This is a genomic window from Tunturibacter psychrotolerans (assembly GCF_040359615.1).
GTDB classification, from domain to species: Bacteria; Acidobacteriota; Terriglobia; order Terriglobales; family Acidobacteriaceae; genus Edaphobacter; species Edaphobacter psychrotolerans.
In genome coordinates this window covers 3,016,693-3,034,531 of sequence record NZ_CP132942.1, presented here as the reverse complement: position 1 = coordinate 3,034,531, position 17,839 = coordinate 3,016,693, and the positions used below count along the sequence as shown (strand labels likewise).

Sequence of the window (17,839 nt, the reverse complement as noted above, 5' to 3'; positions counted from 1 at the left end):
GCCACTCTAATGAATCGAAGCGACTTTGCCAAGAATGAATTGTGATTCATTCCCCACAAAATGAATCTTTATGCAACTCGTCCTTTACGTAGCTGGAGTTACATCCTCCGCCCACGCAGAATCCACAATGAGCGTTCCGGCAACCGTTCCTCTGTCTTCTGCAGGTCGACACCTTACACCTGCGGTCGCGGAGTCAATCGAACAAAACCTGCTGACTTGTTAGCCCAATCAGCCAGCATCGTCTGTCCAAGCCCGCTGCCCGACTCCTTCACATGCTCCTCAATTAAGGCCTTCAGACTCGCCTGCGAATCGGGATCGACAGAGTTAAATGACTCAGCCTCAATGAATTCGGGATGATACCTCAGCCCTGACACGAAGGAGCCATCAGCATCTAGAACCCATGCGAGGCCGCCGGTCATTCCTGCTCCAAAGTTCATCCCGACCCGGCCAAGAATCGCAACGACTCCACCCGTCATGTACTCGCACCCATGGTCTCCAACGCCTTCCACCACGGCGACAGCGCCCGAGTTCCGAACCGCGAACCGCTCTCCAGCCCGACCTGCCGCAAACAATTTCCCAGAGGTCGCGCCGTACAGAGCGACGTTGCCGAGAATAACGTGGCTTCCGCTATCCTTCGCCGCCAGTCCTCGCGCCCGAATCACAAGCTCGCCGCCCGACAATCCCTTCCCGACGAAATCGTTCGCCTGTCCGTCGAGCACCAGCTTCATCCCATCCACAGTGAACGCGCCAAACGATTGCCCAGCCGTCCCGGTCAGGTTGAACGTAACATCCGCAGCAAGCTCACCCTGCGCACGTCGCACCGCAATCTCTCCCGCCAGCCGTGAACCAACAGCCCGGTCACAGTTGGCAATCTTCGAATCAACGACGAATACCTTCCCCGCATCGATGGCAGCCATAGCCGGCGCAATCCACGCCTCATCAAGTGGCGGCCCCGACATTGGCTGATTGTTCCGCACGCCCATGAACCGGCTAGGCCCATCCGACACTTTCGCCAACATCGGTTGCAGATCAAGATTCCCATCGAACCGAACCTGCTCTAACAGATCCGAACGCCCAATCGCCGCCTCAATCGAAGGCAGTCCATAGCGAGCCAGCAGGTGCTGCAGATCCGCCGAAAGCTGTTCGAAGAACCGCACCACATGTTCCGGCTTGCCGCGGAATTTCGCACGCAACTCAGGCTTCTGCGTCGCAATTCCCGTAGGACAAGTATTCAAATGACACTGCCGCGCCATATCGCATCCAAGCACCACCAGCACTGCCGTGCCGAACGCATACTCATCCGCGCCCAGAAGCGCCGCGATCAAAATGTCCCGTGCGGTAGCAAGCCCGCCGTCGGTTCGCAGCCTCACACGGCCGCGCATTCCATTCTGCATCAGTACCTGCTGCGCTTCGGCGAGTCCAAGCTCCCAAGGATTCCCGGCATACTTGATGCTCGATAGCGCCGCCGCACCAGTGCCGCCAGTGTTCCCTGCGATTACGATGTAGTCCGCATACGCCTTCGCTACACCCGCGGCCACGGTGCCAACGCCGCAACCCGACACCAGCTTCACCCCAATCGCAGCGCGCGGATTCACTCGCTTCAGGTCGTAGATCAACTGCGCCAGATCCTCGATCGAGTAAATATCATGATGCGGCGGCGGCGAGATCAACGAAACCCCAGGCTGCGCATGCCGCAACCGTGCGATCAACCCGCTCACCTTATGCCCCGGCAGCTGCCCACCCTCGCCGGGCTTCGCGCCCTGCGCAACCTTGATCTCAATCTCCTCAGCATGCGACAGATACTCCGCCGTCACGCCAAACCGTCCCGACGCAATCTGCTTAATCTTGTTATTCAACGACACATGCACCGCAGGCGCCTCAACCGCCGCCTCGGCCACCGCCACACCTCCGCCAGACCGCGCCGCAAGACTCAACCCTCCATCCGAATCGACCGTGTCTGCGCCTTCAGGATGCAGACGATACACTGCCGAGTCCTCGCCACCCTCCCCAGTATTCGACCGGCCACCAAGCATATTCATCGCAGCCGTAATCGTCTGATGAGCCTCCGGGCTCAGCGAGCCCAATGACATCGCACTCGCCACAAAGCGCTTGCATAGACTCGCCGGCGTCTCCACATCATGCAACGCCAGCTCAGGCCCCGCCGGACGAATCTCCAGCAGATCGCGCAACACAGCGGGATCACGCGCAATGACGTCCCGCGTATAGATCGCAAACGCTTCAGCAGGGTCGGTAGGCTGCGGCACATTTCGCGCACTCCCCACCACAGACTGCAGCGCCTTCACTGTAGGCGGCTGCCAGGCATGCGGCTCCGAAACATCCGCCTTCCGGAATCGAACCCATCCATAATCCGGCAAATCCGTCGACGCCGGAACATCAGCCTCGCCCGCAGTCCACGTCTGACGCAGCTGCCGCTCCACCTCAGCGAATCCAATCCCCGAAAGCGGCGCCGGCGTATCGACAAAACATCGCGCCACCACACTCGAGTGCAAGCCAAGAATGTCGAACAGGTGCGCGCCCCGGTAGCTGTCTACCACCGAGATTCCCATCTTTGACATCACCTTCGCAAGACCCGCATCAAGCGACTTCATCATCTTCCGCTCAGCGTCCACTACATCAGTACCGACCGGCGCAAGGCTCATTCCAGTCTCAAGAGCGAGCCACGGACACACAGCTCCCGCGCCGTACCCAATCAGCACGGCAGCGTGATGAATATCCCTGCAATCTCCCGCCTCTACGGCGAGCCCCGCAAGCGTCCTCAATCCCGCAGACACCAGCGCCTGATGCACTGCTCCCGTAGCCATAGCCATCGGAATTGGTAGCTTCTCAGCACTCGCACTCCGATCAGAAAGCAACAGTATCCGCGCTCCCTCGCGCACCAGCTTGATAGCCTGCATGCAAACATCATCGAGCGCCTGCGTCAGCGTCTTCTCGACACCAAACACCGCCTGCAACTCAGCCAGCTTCAGCTCCGACCTGTGCGGATAGTCCCCCCTCCGCAACGCTTCCACATGTCCCAACGAAAGAAAAGGAGAAGGGAGCGATACCCCAGGCAGCGGCGCATTCTTATCCAGCATGTGAGGCCACGGTCCAAGCCGCGTATGCAACGACACCACACAAGCTTCGCGGAGCGGATCGATCGCCGGGTTCGTCACCTGCGCAAACCGTTGCCGAAAGTACGCGTAAACAGGCCGCGGCGACCGCGCCAGAAAAGCCAGCGGCGTATCATCTCCCATCGACCACACAGCGTCCTTCCCTTCAACCGCCATCGGCTGCAGGATCATCTTCACATCTTCCCGCGTGTACCCAAATCCCCTCTGTGCAGCGTTCAAAGCAGCCGAATCAACAGCCCTCACTGCCACCGCCACGAGCGGCGTATCCTCAACCAGCTTCGCGTACGTAGCCCCCGCATCAAACAACTGCAGCAGCTCCTCATCCTCGTAAACCTTGTGGCTTTCGAGATCGACCACCAACATCTGTCCCGGCCCCAGCCGCCCGCTATGGGTCACCTCTTCCGGATCGAGATCCACCAATCCCGCCTCCGACCCTGCAACAACAAGCCCTCTGCTCGTAATCGCAAATCGACAAGGCCGCAATCCATTCCGATCCAGCGCCGCACCAACAACACGTCCATCACTGAACGCAAGCGCAGCCGGACCATCCCACGGCTCAGCGCAATCCGTGTGATACCGCAAGAACGAAGACTCGTGATGGCCATCCGTCGCCGGCGGCAACAGCATGCGAACCGCCTCAGCCAACGTCCTCCCGTTCTGCGACAGCAACTCCACCGCCTCATCCAGACTCGTCGAGTCCGTCCCACCCTGCGTCAATACGGGCTTGCACTCCACCGGAAGCGTAGAGTCGCGAGCAGCCATCCGCGCGCGATTCCCCCACACCGTATTGATTTCTCCGTTGTGTCCCAGCTTCCGCCCGGGCTGCGCGCGATGCCAGGTCGGCAGCGTGTTCGTCGCATACCGCTGATGAAACACCGCAAACGGCGTAACGTAATCCTCTGAAGCGAGATCTGGATAAAAATCGCGCAGGAAACTCCCCGTGCACATCGCCTTATAAACAATCGTCTGCGACGACAACGAGCACACATACCCCGTCACATCTCCCCGCTCATGCGCCCGCTCAAACTGCTTCCGCGCAAGGTACAACCGCCGCTCCATCGTCCCAGCCTCTGCATCCGCCGAGTCCACAATCAGCACCTGGCGAATCTTCGGCATCGTCGCAAGCGCCATCTCTCCCAGCCACTCGGTCCGAACTGGAACATCGCGCCAGCAAAGTATCTCGAAGTCATGCGACAGCAGACACCGCTGAAGAACCTCCTCAGCACGCGTCTCTTCCACCGGGATCAACAGCATCCCCACCCCCAGCAGTTGGGTGTCTCCGATCGAAAGATTCGCAGCCTTCACCAGCAGCGACCGCGGAATCGCAGTCATCACGCCAACCCCATCGCTGCTCTTCCCGTCAGCCGCCGTCGCCCCACGATGAGCCAGTCTGCTCAGCGCCGTCAGTGCCTGCTCTAAAATCAAGTGCGAAGGCAATGCATCCACCGCGGCAACAAAACCCACGCCACACGAATCATGATCAAAACGCTCGTCAATCAGCGACGGCAAAATTGCCAAAGACACACCCGCATCTCGGCGAGTTGGGTTCAAACGAACTGCCAGGGACCGTTCCATGCTTCACTATACGTCGCACTCGGCACAAAAAAGCCGGCTGCAACCCTTCCTTTTTTGTAAAGCTTCCGCCAATCGAAATATCAAGGATGCGTGTGTATAAATATACACAAATAAATGTATATTTATACAGATCGACTTCATCTGCTAAATTGAGCCGTCGTTGACGACTTAAATACAAGAAGGCGAGTACAACAAATTTATGAAACAACAGCGTCACGCCGCAATTCGAGAGCTCCTGGTAAAGACCGCGGTCACCAGCCAGGACGAGTTGCGCCGAAAATTAGCCGGGCGCGGATTTCATGTCACTCAGGCAACATTATCGCGCGATATTCACGAATTGCGATTAAATAAAGGACCAACCGGCTACTCTCTTCCCGGCAGCAACGGCTCCGACGAAGACGCGCTCCCGGGGATTCGCGAAGTCCTCGAAAGCTTCGGCCTCGAGGTCCGTCAGGCAATCAATCTCCTCGTCCTCGTCACGACCACCGGAAGCGCCCAACCTATCGCTGCCGGAATCGACTACGAGGACTGGCCCGAAGTCGTAGGAACCATCGCCGGCGACGACACGGTCCTCATCATCTGTCCGGATGAAAAACAAGCAAGTCTCTTGAAGACACGAATCGAAGGCTATCTTGGCTAACACCGCAACAACGAACGTACTCGAACAACCCGCCTCACGCACCACCGCACCTCGCACCGCAATCGCCGGCATCGGGGGCTACGCGGGCGGCGAACTTGCACGTCTACTCCTGCATCATCCCAGGTTCCGCGAGACAGCACCCACGTTTCTGGGCCGCGCCGGAGAATCCGACACAACGGTCAAGCTCCACCTCGAAGACATCCATCCGCAACTCGCGGTCGCAGGTAACCAGACCCACGAGATCCTCCCCTTCACCTGGGAGCGCATCGTCGACGCCGGAACCGAAGTCTTGTTCCTCGCCACTCCCCACGAGCAGTCCCGCGAGTGGGTCCCCGAAGCCATCGAGCGCGGCATCAAGGTCATCGACCTCAGTGGCGCATGGCGGCTCCAACACTCCTCCAACCGAGTCGTCTACAAACTCACCGACGCCAACACCGAACAGGCCGCTCTCCTCCAGTCCGAAGCTGTCTACGGCTGCCCCGAACTGCACCGCGACAAGATCCGCAACGCACGCCTCGTAGCCAACCCCGGATGCTACGCCACCTCAATCATCCTCGCGCTTGCACCTTTCATTCAGGCTGGCCTCGTAGACCTCGACCACGGCATTATCTGCGATGCCAAGTCTGGAGTCAGTGGCGCAGGGAAAGCGCCCACGTCCAAAACTCACTTCATGTACGCGGCCGACAATCTCTCAGCCTATGCAGTCTTCGGCCACCGGCACACCGGCGAGCTGCTCGAGCAGCTTCACATTACTTCGGATCAGATCCAGTTCACCCCGCATCTCCTCCCCATACCCCGCGGAATTCTCTCGACCATCTACGTGCGGCTGAAGAATAAAATTGAGTCAGCCACCATCACCGAAGTGCTTCATGATTTCTATCAACACAGTCCTCTGGTCCGGCTCCGTTCCACGCCCCACCTGCCGGAAATACAACACGTCGTGCGTACCAATTTCTGCGACCTCGGCTTTGCACTCGCTCCCGATGGAAAGCGTCTAATCCTGGTCTCCTGCCTCGACAATCTGTTGAAGGGTGCCTCCGGCCAGGCAGTACAAAATCTCAATCTGATGTGCGGATGGAAGGAAGAAGAGGGTTTGCTGTGAGATTCGTCGTTAAACTAGGCGGTGCCTCTCTTGAGGACAAGAAGATCCTCCACGCCTGCGGCAAAGCTATCGCCGACCTGGTCGCGGATGGAAATCAGGTAGCCGTCGTCCATGGTGGAGGCGTTCAGCTCACTCGCACCCTCGCCCTCATGGGCAAGAAGAGCGAGTTCATCTCAGGCCTGCGCATCACCGATGCCGAAACCCGCGATGCCGCCCTCATGGTCCTCGCTGGCCGCGTCAACAAGTCCCTCGTAGCTGCCGTTGGCTCTCACGGCCAATCCGCAGTGGGCCTCTCCGGCGGCGACGGGCACGTCTTCCGCGCCCGCAAGAAAAAAACGAACCCCGACCTCGGTTTCGTAGGCGAGATCGCCGCCATGGATCCTAAGTGGCTCGAAGCCATCTGGACCATGGGCGCAGTTCCCGTCATCTCCTCCATCGCCCTCGGCTTCGACGGCGAGTACTACAACATCAACGCCGACGAGATGGCCGCAGCCTGCGCCATCGGCACCAAAGCCGACACTCTCGTCTTCCTCACAGACGTCCCCGGAGTCAAAGGTGCCGACGGCAACGTCATGCGTTGGCTCACACTCGCTCAGATCCCCGCCATGGAGCAGGCGCAGATCGTCTCAGGCGGCATGCTTCCCAAGCTGAACGCCTGTCGCGAAGCGCTCACTCACGGCGTCAAACGCGTAAGAATTCTTCCCGCAGAAGCGGCATCACTACTACCTGACCTCGTCTCAACGCGGGTCAACGACGGAACGGAGGTCATGGTCGCATGAGCGTAACACCCAACTTGAAGTCCATTCAGGCAGCCGAAAAGAAGCTGCTCCTCAACACCTACGAACGCAACCCCATCCTCTTCGTCAGCGGACAAGGCGTACACCTCCGCGACGAAAACGGAAACGACTACCTCGATCTCCTCAGCGGCATCGGCGTCTGCGGACTCGGCTACGCTCACCCCGCAGTTGAGCAGGCCATCGCGCAACAATCGAAGCGCCTCATCCACACCTCCAACCTCTTCTTCCACGAGCACACCGCCGAACTCGCCCTCCGCCTCACCGAAATCTCCGGCCTGGACCGCGTCTTCTTCACCAATAGCGGCACCGAAGCCTGGGAGGCAGCGCTCAAGCTCGCCCGCGCCAATGCCGGTCGTCTCCGCGCTGAAGGCGAAACCATCGGCACCAGATTTCTCGCTCTCGATCACAGCTTTCACGGCCGCACCATGGGCTCCGTCGCCACCACGGCGAAAGAAAAATATCGCGAACCCTTCATGCCCGTCATGCCCGGCGCCGACTTCGTCCGTTTCAACGACGTAGCCGACCTCCGCGCGAAGTTCTCATCCGAGGTCTGCGCCATCTGCATCGAACCCATCCAGGGCGAAGGCGGCATCCACCCCGTAACCCAGGAGTTCTTCGCTGCCGCACGCGAACTCTGCCACTCCACCGGAGCGCTCCTCCTCGCCGACGAGATCCAATCCGGTATGGGCCGCACCGGCAAATGGTTTGCCTACCAGCACTACGGCATTCTTCCCGACGTCACCACCCTCGCCAAGCCCATAGCCAACGGCATCCCCATGGGCGCCATGCTCTGCACCAACGCCGCCGCCGAATCCATCACCCCCGGCATGCACGGCACCACCTTCGGCGGAAATCCACTCGCCTGCGCCGTCGCCATCGCTGTCATCGACACCATCAAGCGCGACAACCTCATCGCTCACATCAACGAAGTAGGCTCCTACTTCCACGACCAACTCACGCAACTCGCAAAACGTCACGACTGCATCACCGCAGTACGCGGCAAAGGCCTCATGCTCGGCATCGAGATCAACTCCGCCGACCTAGCCCAACGCGTGGCCGCCCAAATGATGGAGCGCCGCATCATCATCAACCGCACCAGCGAGACTGTCCTTCGCCTGCTCCCGCCATTCCTTCTCGAGCCTCAACACGTCGACACCGCCATCAAAGCCTTCGACGAGGTCTTCACCGCAGCACTCGCCGGCGCAGCACCGGCAGGAGGCAAAGCCAATGGGTAGCAAAACCGTCACCATGACCTCGAAGTCCGAAGCCGAAGACTTCTCCCCAACACGCTCACGCGCCACCCTCGGCATCCAATCCGACACCGCCTTCAGCGAAGCCTCCAAGCGCCTCAGCGGCCGCGACCTCTGCTCCATCGCCGACCTCACCGTCGAAGAGATGGCCGCCCTCATGGAGCTCGCCCACGCCGTCAAGGCCAACCCCGAAGACTTCCGTCACGCCCTCGACGCGCGCCAGATGGTCATGTTCTTCGAGAAGGCCTCCCTCCGCACCCGCCTCACCTTCGAGACCGCCATCAACACCCTCGGCGGCAACGCCATCTTCGTCGACCAGACCCAATCCCCCCTCGGCGAGCGTGAATCCCTCTCCGACATGGCCCACAACATCGAGCGCTGGATGGCCATCATGGTCCTCCGCACCTACGCCCACGACACCATCACCGAGATCGCCGCCTGCTCCAAGATCCCCGTCATCAACGCCCTCTCCGATCTCGAGCACCCCTGCCAGGCCATCGCCGACTTCTTCACCCTCGAAGAGCGCTTCGGCTCCGCAGAGGGCCTCCACTTCACCTACGTCGGCGACGGCAACAACGTCTGCCACTCGCTCATGCTCACCGCCGCGCAACTCGGCGCACACTGCACCGTAGCCACACCCAAAGGCTTCGCCCCAAAGCTCGAGATCATCCACAAAGCCATCGAGATCGCCGAAACCACCGGCGGCAGCATCACCCTCATGCACGACCCCGTCAAAGCCGTCACCGGAGCCGACGCCGTCTACACCGACGTCTGCACCTCCATGGGCTTCGAGCACGAGGCCACCAAGCGCGCTCCCATCTTCAAGCCCTACCAGGTCAACGAAGGCCTCATGGCCCACGCGCAAGCCGACGCCGTCTTCATGCACTGCCTCCCCGCGCACCGCAACGCCGAAGTCACCGACGCAGTCCTGGACGGCCCCCAGTCCCTAGTCTTCGACCAGGCCGAAAACCGCATGCACGCACAAAAGGCCATCCTGCTCATGCTCCTCGGCGGAGCCAAGCGAACCACCAACAGCCGCAACCGCGCATCCCAATCCCGCAAACGCTCATAACCCATTTCAGTTGTTGAGATGCTCCGAGGTGAAACGCGTTCTAGTTATGCAGAACATTGTTTTATTTGTGCTCCTACCACCTACCGGAGCTGCGCTTTGGCTGCTAATGAGCAGAGGTTGGGCTCATAGTGTTCAAGGGAATACGGTTAGTGCAAGGACACGAAAGAGACAGAGTCTTTTGTTCTGGATTCTGTTGGGAGGCGGCTATAGCTGCGAACTTTGTGGCTATTTTGCCACGCATTAGCTTCGGCCCAAAACGCTCAGAGAAAAGAACGCACACCCTTGATCAATCGTTTAGACATCAACCCGAAAGTCCAAACTGCAAGCATCTGCTGAACCATTGAGGTCTTCATCACTATGTCCGTAATCCTAGAAACCCTGCCCCTCGGCCAAAAAGTCGGCATAGCCTTCTCCGGCGGCCTCGACACCAGCGCCGCGCTCCACTGGATGAAGCAAAAAGGCGCCCTCCCCTACGCCTACACCGCCAACCTCGGCCAGCCCGACGAAGCCGACTACGACGAGATCCCCCGCAAAGCCCTCGAGTACGGCGCCGAAAAAGCCCGCCTCATCGACTGCCGCGCCCCGCTCGTGCGCGAAGGCATCGCCGCCCTCCAATCCGGCGCCTTCCACATCACCACTGCCGGCGTCACCTACTTCAACACCACCCCCATCGGCCGAGCCGTCACCGGCACCATGCTCGTCACCGCCATGAAGGAAGACGACGTCAACATCTGGGGCGACGGCTCCACCTTCAAAGGCAACGACATCGAGCGCTTCTACCGCTACGGCCTCCTCGTCAACCCCGACCTCAAAGTCTACAAGCCCTGGCTCGACCCCACCTTCATCGACGAGCTAGGCGGCCGCGCCGAGATGTCCGCCTTCATGACCAAGGCCGGCTTCGGCTACAAGATGTCCGCCGAAAAAGCCTACTCCACCGACTCCAACATCCTCGGCGCAACCCACGAAGCCAAGGACCTCGAGCTCCTCGCCACCAGCATGAAGATCGTCGCCCCCATCATGGGCACCGCCTTCTGGCGCGACGACGTGGCCATCAAACCCGAAGAGATCACCATCCGCTTCGAAGAAGGCTTCCCCGTAGCCCTCAACGGCAAAGAGCTCTCCGACCCCGTAGCCCTCATGCTCGAAGCCAACGCGATCGGCGGCCGCCACGGCCTCGGCATGAGCGACCAGATCGAAAACCGCATCATCGAAGCCAAGAGCCGCGGCATCTACGAGTCCCCCGGCCTCGCTCTCCTCTTCATCGCCTACGAGCGCCTCATCACCGGCATCCACAACGAAGACACCATCGAGCAGTACCGCGACAACGGCCGCAAGCTCGGCCGCCTCCTCTACCAGGGCCGCTGGTTCGACCCCCAGGCCATCATGCTCCGCGAAGCCGCCCAGCGCTGGGTCGCCAAACCTGTAACCGGAGAGGTTACAATCGAACTCCGCCGCGGCAACGACTACTCCATCCTCAACACCGCCTCACCCAACCTCACCTTCCACCCCGAGCGCCTGACCATGGAAAAGGGCGAATCCACCTTCTCCCCCCGCGACCGCATCGGCCAACTCACCATGCGCAACCTCGACATCACCGACACCCGCGCCAAACTAATCACCTACGCCCAAAGCGGCCTAATTACCCTAAGCAAAGGCTCCGAAATGCCCCAACTCACAACCACCGCCGAACCCAAGAAGTAGTCACCAATTCTTTCGCAAGACACTTTTGTTGTCGTTTCTTTTTGCTGTCATTCCCGAAGGGAATCTGCTTCTGCACTTGCCGCTGCATATCCTTCACAACAGCACGTGTTTAGAACACCTTTAGTGGTGACGTAACCGCCACAAATGTTTCTAGCTCTAGTCCCAGAGGTACGCTTCACAAAATGTCCGATGAACCTAACCCGAGCAACCCATGGCCACGTCGTCTCGTTGTACAACTCCGAGCTGCTCTTATACTCGTATTTTCCTTGTCCATGAGCTCATTGCTCGCCGCGCAGGACAAGGCTGTGATGACTGTTCGAGTGATTCATATGAAGACAGGCCAACCAGTCGCGAATAGAGAGATATTGGCGTACCGCATCGATCCACGCACACACATGCCACTAGTTGAGCCGGGTCTGCCATTGAAAGCACTCACTAACTCGGACGGAAGAGCAACCTTCGATGCATCACTTCTGAGCACCGTGCAAATTCCGAGGACTAGCCATCAACAGATGACCAAAACACTAGATGTTGAGGTTATCTATGCGGCCGGAGGCTTCCAATGCTCCAAAGGTTTGCTCTCTCTAGAAGAAGTCCTCCGCACCGGAGTGATTGATGATGCCGGATGCAATCTGAAATTCGACCGTTCCAAGCTCACAGTGAGTCCCGGCGAAGTTACTCTCATCGTCGGAAAGTATCACTGGTGGCAAGCAGGACAAACCTAAACCCATTCAGCTAATTGACGAGTTGTTTTGATGAGAGGCTAGTAGATTCTGATGTCCAACCAACCCAATCCAAGCAAAATGTGGTCCGGCCGCTTCCGCGAACCACTCGACGCCACCTTCGAATCCTGGCAGCGCTCCTTCCCCTTCGACTGGCGCCTGGTTCCCTACGAAGTAGAAGCCAGCATAGCCCACGCCCGAGCCATCGAAGTCGCCGGCATCCTCACCAGCGAAGAACTCCTGCAAATGGAAGAAGGACTCCGCGCCGTAGCCAAGCAGCAGGCCGAGCAAGGCGAAGCCATCGTCACCGCGAACCCCCAGGCCGAAGACGTCCACCACTACGTCGAGCTCGAACTCACCAAACAAATCGGCGACCTCGCCCTCAAGCTCCACACCGGCCGCAGCCGCAACGAGCAGATCGCCACCGACATGCGCCTCTTCGTCCGCGAAGCCATCGACAACACACTCACAGGCCTCACCGCATGGAGCAAATCCCTCATCGGCCTCGCCGAAACCGCAGGCGAAGCCACCATGCCCTCCTACACCCACCTCCAGCGCGCCGAACCCGTCCTCGTGGCCCACTGGCTCTTAGCCTATGTGACGATGATCGAGCGCGACGCCAGCCGTCTCACCGACGCCCGCAAGCGCATGAACCTCTGCCCCCTCGGCTCCGGCGCAGTCGCAGGAGCAACCCTCGCCCTCGACCGCACCATCGCCGCCCGCGCCCTCAACTTCGATGCCCCCACGCCCAACAGCATGGACGCAACCAGCGACCGCGACTTCGCCCTCGAGTTCACCCAAGCCATCGCCACACTCGGCATTCACATCTCCCGCTTCGCCGAAGAGCTCACCCTCTACTCCACCGCAGAGTTCGGATTCCTCGACCTTTCCGAGCGCTTCTCCACAGGCTCCAGCGCGATGCCGCAGAAGAAGAACCCAGACCTTACCGAGCTTATCCGAGGAAAATCAGGACGCCTCCTCGGAGCAGCCATAACACTATCCACCCTCATCAAAGGCCTCCCCCTCGCCTACAACAAAGACCTGCAGGAAGGCCAGGAGCCAGTCTTCGACGCAGCCGACACCATCGCCGGAATCCTAAGCGTCCTCCCAGCCTTCACTGCATCCCTAAAATTCCGCTTTGACACCATGAAGACCGCAGCCCACTCCGGCTACCTCAACGCCATGGCCGCCGCCACTTACCTCACCGACAAGGGCATCCCCTTCCGCAAAGCCCACGAGCACATCGGCAACGCCGTGCGCCTAGGCCTCGAAACCCAACGCGAACTCCAGCAACTCACCCTGGACGAACTCCGCGCCATCTGCCCCCAATTCGGCGAAGACTTCTTCTCCGCCGTCACCCTGGAAGCCACCCTCGACTGCCACGACGTCATCGGCGGCACAGCCCGCCACCGCGTAGCGTCAGCCCTGGCTGCAGCCAAATCCCGTGCAACATAGCTTAGTGTCTGTCGCTGCTCTTGCTACTGCCGTTGTCGATTTTTTTTTTGCCATCCGCAGCGAAGCAAGGGAATCTGCGATTGCTCAGCAAGGAGCCAACCCGAACTCAACCACCGCGAATCCCACTCCTCACCTGCCCGCATCAAAGCTCCTCATCAAACATCCAATAGTCTGCGAAAATAAAGAAGGAGTAAAAGCGCACGTTGTCCACTTCGCCTCTCATGTCCGTCAGTGAGTCCACCTCCACCTCACGTCCTCGCGTAGGCGGCGCCGCCGTGCGCAAGGCAAAGCTGCCCGACGCCATCGCCATCTTCGACCTCGTCAACTCCCTCTCAGGTGACGGCACCCTCCTCCGCCGCAACTATGCCGAGATCTGCGAAAACATCCGCGACTTCGCCGTAGCCGAATCCGAATCCGGAGTCTTCCTCGGTTGCGGAGCCCTCCACCTCTACGGCCCGCACCTAGCCGAAGTCCGCTCGATCGTCGTCAAGCCCGAAGCCAAAGGCCAGGGCGCAGGAGGCCGTCTCCTCCGCGCCCTCCTCGAAGAAGCCGAAGAGCAAAAGGTCACCGCCGTCTGCCTCTTCACCCGCATCCCAGACTTCTTCTTCCACTTCGGCTTCCGCGTAGTCGATCGCACCACGCTCCCCGACAAGATCTACAAAGACTGCCAGACCTGCCCGCGCCTTTACGCCTGCGACGAAGTCGCCATGGTCCGCGGGCCCCTACCAAAAATCGCAGTCCTCGGCCCCAGCCGCATCGCCCAGCCCGAGCTAGTCAAGCTCCAGACCGGCGTAATCCCCCACGCTGACTGAAGCTCGTCACCAGGCATGACGGAAACCATCCTTCTCCGTCAGCTGCACCTCAGTCCGAAATAACTCACTGAGCCGCTCCGCCGTCAACAACTCCTCCTTCGCCCCATCCGCAATAATCCGCCCATCCCGCATCATCAAAATCCGGTCGATCTCCGGCGGAATATCCGCAATATGGTGCGTGATCAGCATGATCCCAGTCCCCTGCTGCGCCAGCCTTCGCAGCAACCCTCTCAACTCCGCCTGCGCCGCCAAATCGAGCGCGTTCGAAGGCTCATCCAGCAGCAGCATCCCCGCTGACCCCACCAGCGCCCGTCCAATCATGATGCGCCTCTGCTGCCCCGCCGACATCTCCCCCACCTTTTTCTCCGCAAACTCCAACGCATCAACCTGCTCCAAAACCTCCTCCGCATGCACCCGCATCGCGTCTGTCACTACAAGATTCGGCCACAGCGTACTGCTCGAAAAAAAACCGGTAATCACTGCATCTCGGCCCGTAGTCTGCAACGTCTGCTTCCCCGGCAACTCCGCCGACACGACGCCCAGCCGCTTCTTCAACTCCGTCAGATCCCACCGCTCCCGCCCGAAGATCCTCACCTTCGTCTCCGGCTGCACCATCGGATAACACTCACACGTAATCGTCTTGATCAACGTCGATTTCCCGCAACCATTCGGACCCAGAATAGCGATGTGCTCCCCGGCGTTTACCGAAAGATTGATATCGTGAAGAACGACATTCTCTCCACGAGCTACATTGACATGAGCGAGGTAAAGAAATGGTTCCGTTGCCGTCCCGTGCATAACTTCAGAATACAGAGAGCCGCGCTCCGCTTATACAAATCGCGATCATCCCTTATGCATCAAGTCTCAATCGCAGTACAAGCATCACACTAGACACGAATCCAAAAGCGGAGAAACAATGGTCGATGAACTAAAGCTTCGTAATGAGCACTTGGGCTATGCCTTACTGCGCGCAGTCGTCGGTGTAAATCTCATGATGCACGGCGTAAGCCGCATGATCTCAGGCCCCGGAGAATTCGCAGCGAAGCTGGTCATGAAGTTCGAACACGCTCCACTCCCCGCCTGGAGTGTCTGGGTCTTCGGCTTGATGCTGCCGGCGACCGAAGGCCTCCTGGGGCTATTGATTCTTGTCGGCCTCAGAACCCGCGCAGCACTCGTCGCAGCGAGCCTTCTCATCATGCTGCTCACCTTCGGCTCCACGCTCTCACAAGATTGGGATTCCACCGGAACTCAACTTACCTACGCTTTGGTGTACTCCGTATTGATCTTCCTTCACCAGCACGACGGATGGTCCATCGACGCGTGGATCAAACGACATTAGCCCGCCGTTCGACAACAAGTGGAACTCCAAACTTCGGCCGGAGGCTGATCGCCGGATTGAGCACAATCTCCTCCCCCGCTCCCTGCGGAGGAGTCAGCCGCCAGTCCCGCGCTATCGTAGCCACAGACAACACTCCCTCCATCCACGCCAGCCCTTCGCCGATGCACTGGCGGCTGCCCGCAGCAAACGGAAAAAACGCAAATCGAGGCCGCGACTTCGCACCGTCCTTCGCGAATCGTTCAGGATCGAACCGCAGTGGATCAGGATAAAAGCGCGAATCGCGATGCACGACAAACTGCGACGCCAGCAGAATAGCTCCCTTCGGAATTGCATAGCCCTCAATCTCATAAGGCTGAAAGCAGGTCCGGGCAATCACCCAGACCGGCGGATAGAGCCGCAACGTCTCCGAAAACAGTTGCGTCGCATACGGCAAGCGTCCGTAGTCATCCGCCGTAGCCGCGCGATCACCCAGCACCTCACGCGCCTCTTCATGCACACGCGCCTGCATCTCTGGATGCTTCGCCATCAGCCAGAGCGCAAAGCTCAACGCATTTGCAGTCGTCTCATGTCCAGCCAGCATGATCGTCAAACACTCATCATGCACCTGTTGGTCCGACATTCGCCCAGTCGAGCCTTCAGTATCCACCGCTTCCAGCAGCATCGAAAGAAGATCGCCCCGATCCCCCGGCGCCCGGCGGCGCTCCGCAATCATTCCGTAGATAATCGCATCAAGATCCGCCTGCCCCTTACGAATCCGCTTCATCGCCGGCAGCGGCAGTCGCTGAATCTGTTCCGAGAACGGCAGGATCGCAAGAGGAAGAAATCCCATAAACGCGTCAACCGCTGCCGAAACCTTCTTCACCTCTTGTTGCGATTGCACATCAAGATCGAACAGGCACTTCCCTACAATCCGCAGCGCCAGTTCAAGCATGTCTCCATGTACATCATGGACTGACCCCGATCTCCAACCCTGCGAGATCGCAGCCGCGTTCTTCCCAATCACCTCACCATAGGCCGCAATGCGTTGTCGCAAAAACGCCGGCTGCGCAAGTCGTCGCTGGCGCATATGCAGAGGTTCTTCGCTCGTAAGCAAACCATCGCCAAGAACGATCTTCGCCCGCTGCATCACGATCCCACGATGATGCTTGTTCGCATCTCTGACAAGGAGGTCTTCGATCAGTTCAGGATGATTCAACTGATAAATGTGCCGCCCGAAGATGGTGTAGTGCACCAGATCGCCATAGAGCCGCGCCGATTCACCCATCGACTCAATCGCATTCTGACGAAACATCCGGCCAGAAAAAAACCGCGGCAGAAACGAAGGCCCCGCAGGATATCTCGGTGACCGCCCAGCGCGAATATCAAGAGCAACTGCGGTCATTCAAGCCTCTGCTTGAGTCTAGCCTTCAGATGCCCCTGAATCTCACAGACTTTGGCGCCAATCTACGGATCATTGAAGTACTACTACATCCCTTTGAGGATCGATCCGACAATACCACCAACAACACCACCCTCAGCCGCCTGCTGGGCGCGTTCCTTCGGGAGATACTCTTGAATCTGGTGGGCAAGACGCGAAATAGGTAGAGTCTGCAGCCAAACGCGACCAGGACCAGTCAGCGCCGCAAGAAAGACACCATCGCCACCAAAGATCATATTCTTGATGCCCGGAACGCGTTGAATCTGAAACGCAACAGTCCCCTGGAAAGCACCCACATGACCGGGGTGAACACGAAGGGTCTCGCCCGGAGCAAGATCCTTAACAACAACCTCTCCCGATAACTCAAGCCACGCAATACCCTGCCCGCTGATCTTCTGCAACAGAAATCCATTGCCGCCGAAGATACCGGCGCCCAACGACTGCTGAAACCCGACCCCCAACGTAATGGCGGCAGTCGCGCAAAGAAAACCGTGGCGATGAACCATGTACTCATGCCCCGGACCAACCTCCACCGGCAGGATATGGCCTGGAACGCGCGTCGCGAACGCAACCTCACCCGGCCCTCCTATTGCGCGATATTCCGTCATAAAAAGCGATCCGCCACCCGCCACTCGCGCGATCGCACCGAAGAACCCCCCTCCGCCGGCGTGTTGCGTGTGCGTAGTCATCTGGACAGTCGCAGTCATCCACGAAAGCTCCCCCGCCTCCGAGATGACCGCGTCATCTGCGCCTAGGGCAAACTCCAGAACGGGCATAGTGGTGCCAACAATACGGCTTTGCATAATCTCTCTCCTGGATAGATTTA

General features: G+C 59.2%; 14 protein-coding genes. 10 read left to right on the top strand and 4 right to left on the bottom strand.

Annotated features, from left to right (window positions below):
- Window positions 1-173: 173 nt before the first annotated feature.
- On the bottom strand, window positions 174-4,706 hold the full coding sequence (locus RBB77_RS12570; protein ID WP_353062102.1) for a glutamate synthase-related protein: 4,533 nt from the start codon (window positions 4,704-4,706) through the stop codon (window positions 174-176).
- Between the two features lie 199 nt (window positions 4,707-4,905).
- On the opposite strand from RBB77_RS12570, the gene RBB77_RS12565 reads away from it, so the two are divergent.
- The 9 genes from RBB77_RS12565 (at window position 4,906) to RBB77_RS12525 (ending at window position 14,257) form a co-directional block, all read left to right on the top strand.
- The gene (locus RBB77_RS12565) at window positions 4,906-5,346 is read left to right on the top strand and encodes an arginine repressor (protein ID WP_353062101.1); all 441 of its coding nucleotides are present in this window, start codon (window positions 4,906-4,908) and stop codon (window positions 5,344-5,346) included.
- On the top strand, window positions 5,339-6,448 hold the full coding sequence (argC, locus tag RBB77_RS12560; RefSeq protein WP_353062100.1) for an N-acetyl-gamma-glutamyl-phosphate reductase: 1,110 nt from the start codon (window positions 5,339-5,341) through the stop codon (window positions 6,446-6,448). The genes RBB77_RS12565 and argC overlap by 8 nt, the downstream gene beginning before the upstream one ends.
- Complete coding sequence (argB, locus tag RBB77_RS12555; RefSeq protein WP_353062099.1) at window positions 6,445-7,227, top strand: acetylglutamate kinase; 783 nt, start codon at window positions 6,445-6,447, stop codon at window positions 7,225-7,227. Before argC ends, argB begins: the two co-directional genes overlap by 4 nt.
- Window positions 7,224-8,480: an aspartate aminotransferase family protein gene (locus RBB77_RS12550; protein ID WP_353062098.1), complete on the top strand. Its 1,257-nt coding sequence runs from the start codon at window positions 7,224-7,226 to the stop codon at window positions 8,478-8,480. The genes argB and RBB77_RS12550 overlap by 4 nt, the downstream gene beginning before the upstream one ends.
- On the top strand, window positions 8,473-9,567 hold the full coding sequence (gene argF / locus RBB77_RS12545) for an ornithine carbamoyltransferase (protein ID WP_353062097.1): 1,095 nt from the start codon (window positions 8,473-8,475) through the stop codon (window positions 9,565-9,567). The genes RBB77_RS12550 and argF overlap by 8 nt, the downstream gene beginning before the upstream one ends.
- A 357-nt stretch (window positions 9,568-9,924) precedes the next feature.
- Entirely contained in the window at window positions 9,925-11,268 is a 1,344-nt protein-coding gene (gene argG / locus RBB77_RS12540) for an argininosuccinate synthase (protein ID WP_353062096.1), read from the top strand.
- A gap of 272 nt (window positions 11,269-11,540) precedes the next feature.
- A complete protein-coding gene (locus tag RBB77_RS12535) occupies window positions 11,541-11,993 on the top strand; it encodes a hypothetical protein (protein ID WP_353062095.1) in 453 nt (150 codons plus the stop codon).
- Between the two features lie 51 nt (window positions 11,994-12,044).
- Complete coding sequence (gene argH, locus RBB77_RS12530; protein WP_353062094.1) at window positions 12,045-13,445, top strand: argininosuccinate lyase; 1,401 nt, start codon at window positions 12,045-12,047, stop codon at window positions 13,443-13,445.
- A gap of 221 nt (window positions 13,446-13,666) precedes the next feature.
- Complete coding sequence (locus tag RBB77_RS12525; protein WP_353067618.1) at window positions 13,667-14,257, top strand: GNAT family N-acetyltransferase; 591 nt, start codon at window positions 13,667-13,669, stop codon at window positions 14,255-14,257.
- A gap of 6 nt (window positions 14,258-14,263) precedes the next feature.
- Here RBB77_RS12525 and RBB77_RS12520 read toward each other — a convergent pair whose 3' ends face one another.
- Window positions 14,264-15,055 (bottom strand): ABC transporter ATP-binding protein, encoded by a 792-nt coding sequence (locus RBB77_RS12520; protein ID WP_353062093.1) that lies wholly within the window; start codon window positions 15,053-15,055, stop codon window positions 14,264-14,266.
- 118 nt (window positions 15,056-15,173) lie between these two features.
- Here RBB77_RS12520 and RBB77_RS12515 point away from each other — a divergent pair, with 118 nt between their 5' ends.
- Window positions 15,174-15,596 (top strand): DoxX family membrane protein, encoded by a 423-nt coding sequence (locus tag RBB77_RS12515; protein WP_353062092.1) that lies wholly within the window; start codon window positions 15,174-15,176, stop codon window positions 15,594-15,596.
- On the opposite strand, the gene RBB77_RS12510 is transcribed toward RBB77_RS12515, so the two are convergent.
- Entirely contained in the window at window positions 15,583-16,977 is a 1,395-nt protein-coding gene (locus RBB77_RS12510; protein WP_353062091.1) for a cytochrome P450, read from the bottom strand. The two genes, RBB77_RS12515 and RBB77_RS12510, sit on opposite strands and share 14 nt — an antisense overlap.
- Before the next feature lie 83 nt (window positions 16,978-17,060).
- A complete protein-coding gene (locus RBB77_RS12505; RefSeq protein ID WP_353062090.1) occupies window positions 17,061-17,816 on the bottom strand; it encodes an AIM24 family protein in 756 nt (251 codons plus the stop codon).
- Window positions 17,817-17,839: the final 23 nt, after the last annotated feature.

Bases quoted from the DNA above. Each gene is read 5' to 3' on its own strand.
- RBB77_RS12570 (WP_353062102.1), bottom strand. From the start codon at position 4,706: ATGGAACGGTCCCTGGCAGTTCGTTTGAACCCAACTCGCCGAGATGCG.
- RBB77_RS12565 (WP_353062101.1), top strand. From the start codon at position 4,906: ATGAAACAACAGCGTCACGCCGCAATTCGAGAGCTCCTGGTAAAGACC.
- RBB77_RS12550 (WP_353062098.1), top strand. From the start codon at position 7,224: ATGAGCGTAACACCCAACTTGAAGTCCATTCAGGCAGCCGAAAAGAAG.
- argF (WP_353062097.1), top strand. From the start codon at position 8,473: ATGGGTAGCAAAACCGTCACCATGACCTCGAAGTCCGAAGCCGAAGAC.
- argG (WP_353062096.1), top strand. From the start codon at position 9,925: ATGTCCGTAATCCTAGAAACCCTGCCCCTCGGCCAAAAAGTCGGCATA.
- RBB77_RS12535 (WP_353062095.1), top strand. From the start codon at position 11,541: ATGAGCTCATTGCTCGCCGCGCAGGACAAGGCTGTGATGACTGTTCGA.
- argH (WP_353062094.1), top strand. From the start codon at position 12,045: ATGTCCAACCAACCCAATCCAAGCAAAATGTGGTCCGGCCGCTTCCGC.
- RBB77_RS12525 (WP_353067618.1), top strand. From the start codon at position 13,667: ATGTCCGTCAGTGAGTCCACCTCCACCTCACGTCCTCGCGTAGGCGGC.
- RBB77_RS12520 (WP_353062093.1), bottom strand. From the start codon at position 15,055: ATGCACGGGACGGCAACGGAACCATTTCTTTACCTCGCTCATGTCAAT.
- RBB77_RS12515 (WP_353062092.1), top strand. From the start codon at position 15,174: ATGGTCGATGAACTAAAGCTTCGTAATGAGCACTTGGGCTATGCCTTA.
- RBB77_RS12510 (WP_353062091.1), bottom strand. From the start codon at position 16,977: ATGACCGCAGTTGCTCTTGATATTCGCGCTGGGCGGTCACCGAGATAT.
- RBB77_RS12505 (WP_353062090.1), bottom strand. From the start codon at position 17,816: ATGCAAAGCCGTATTGTTGGCACCACTATGCCCGTTCTGGAGTTTGCC.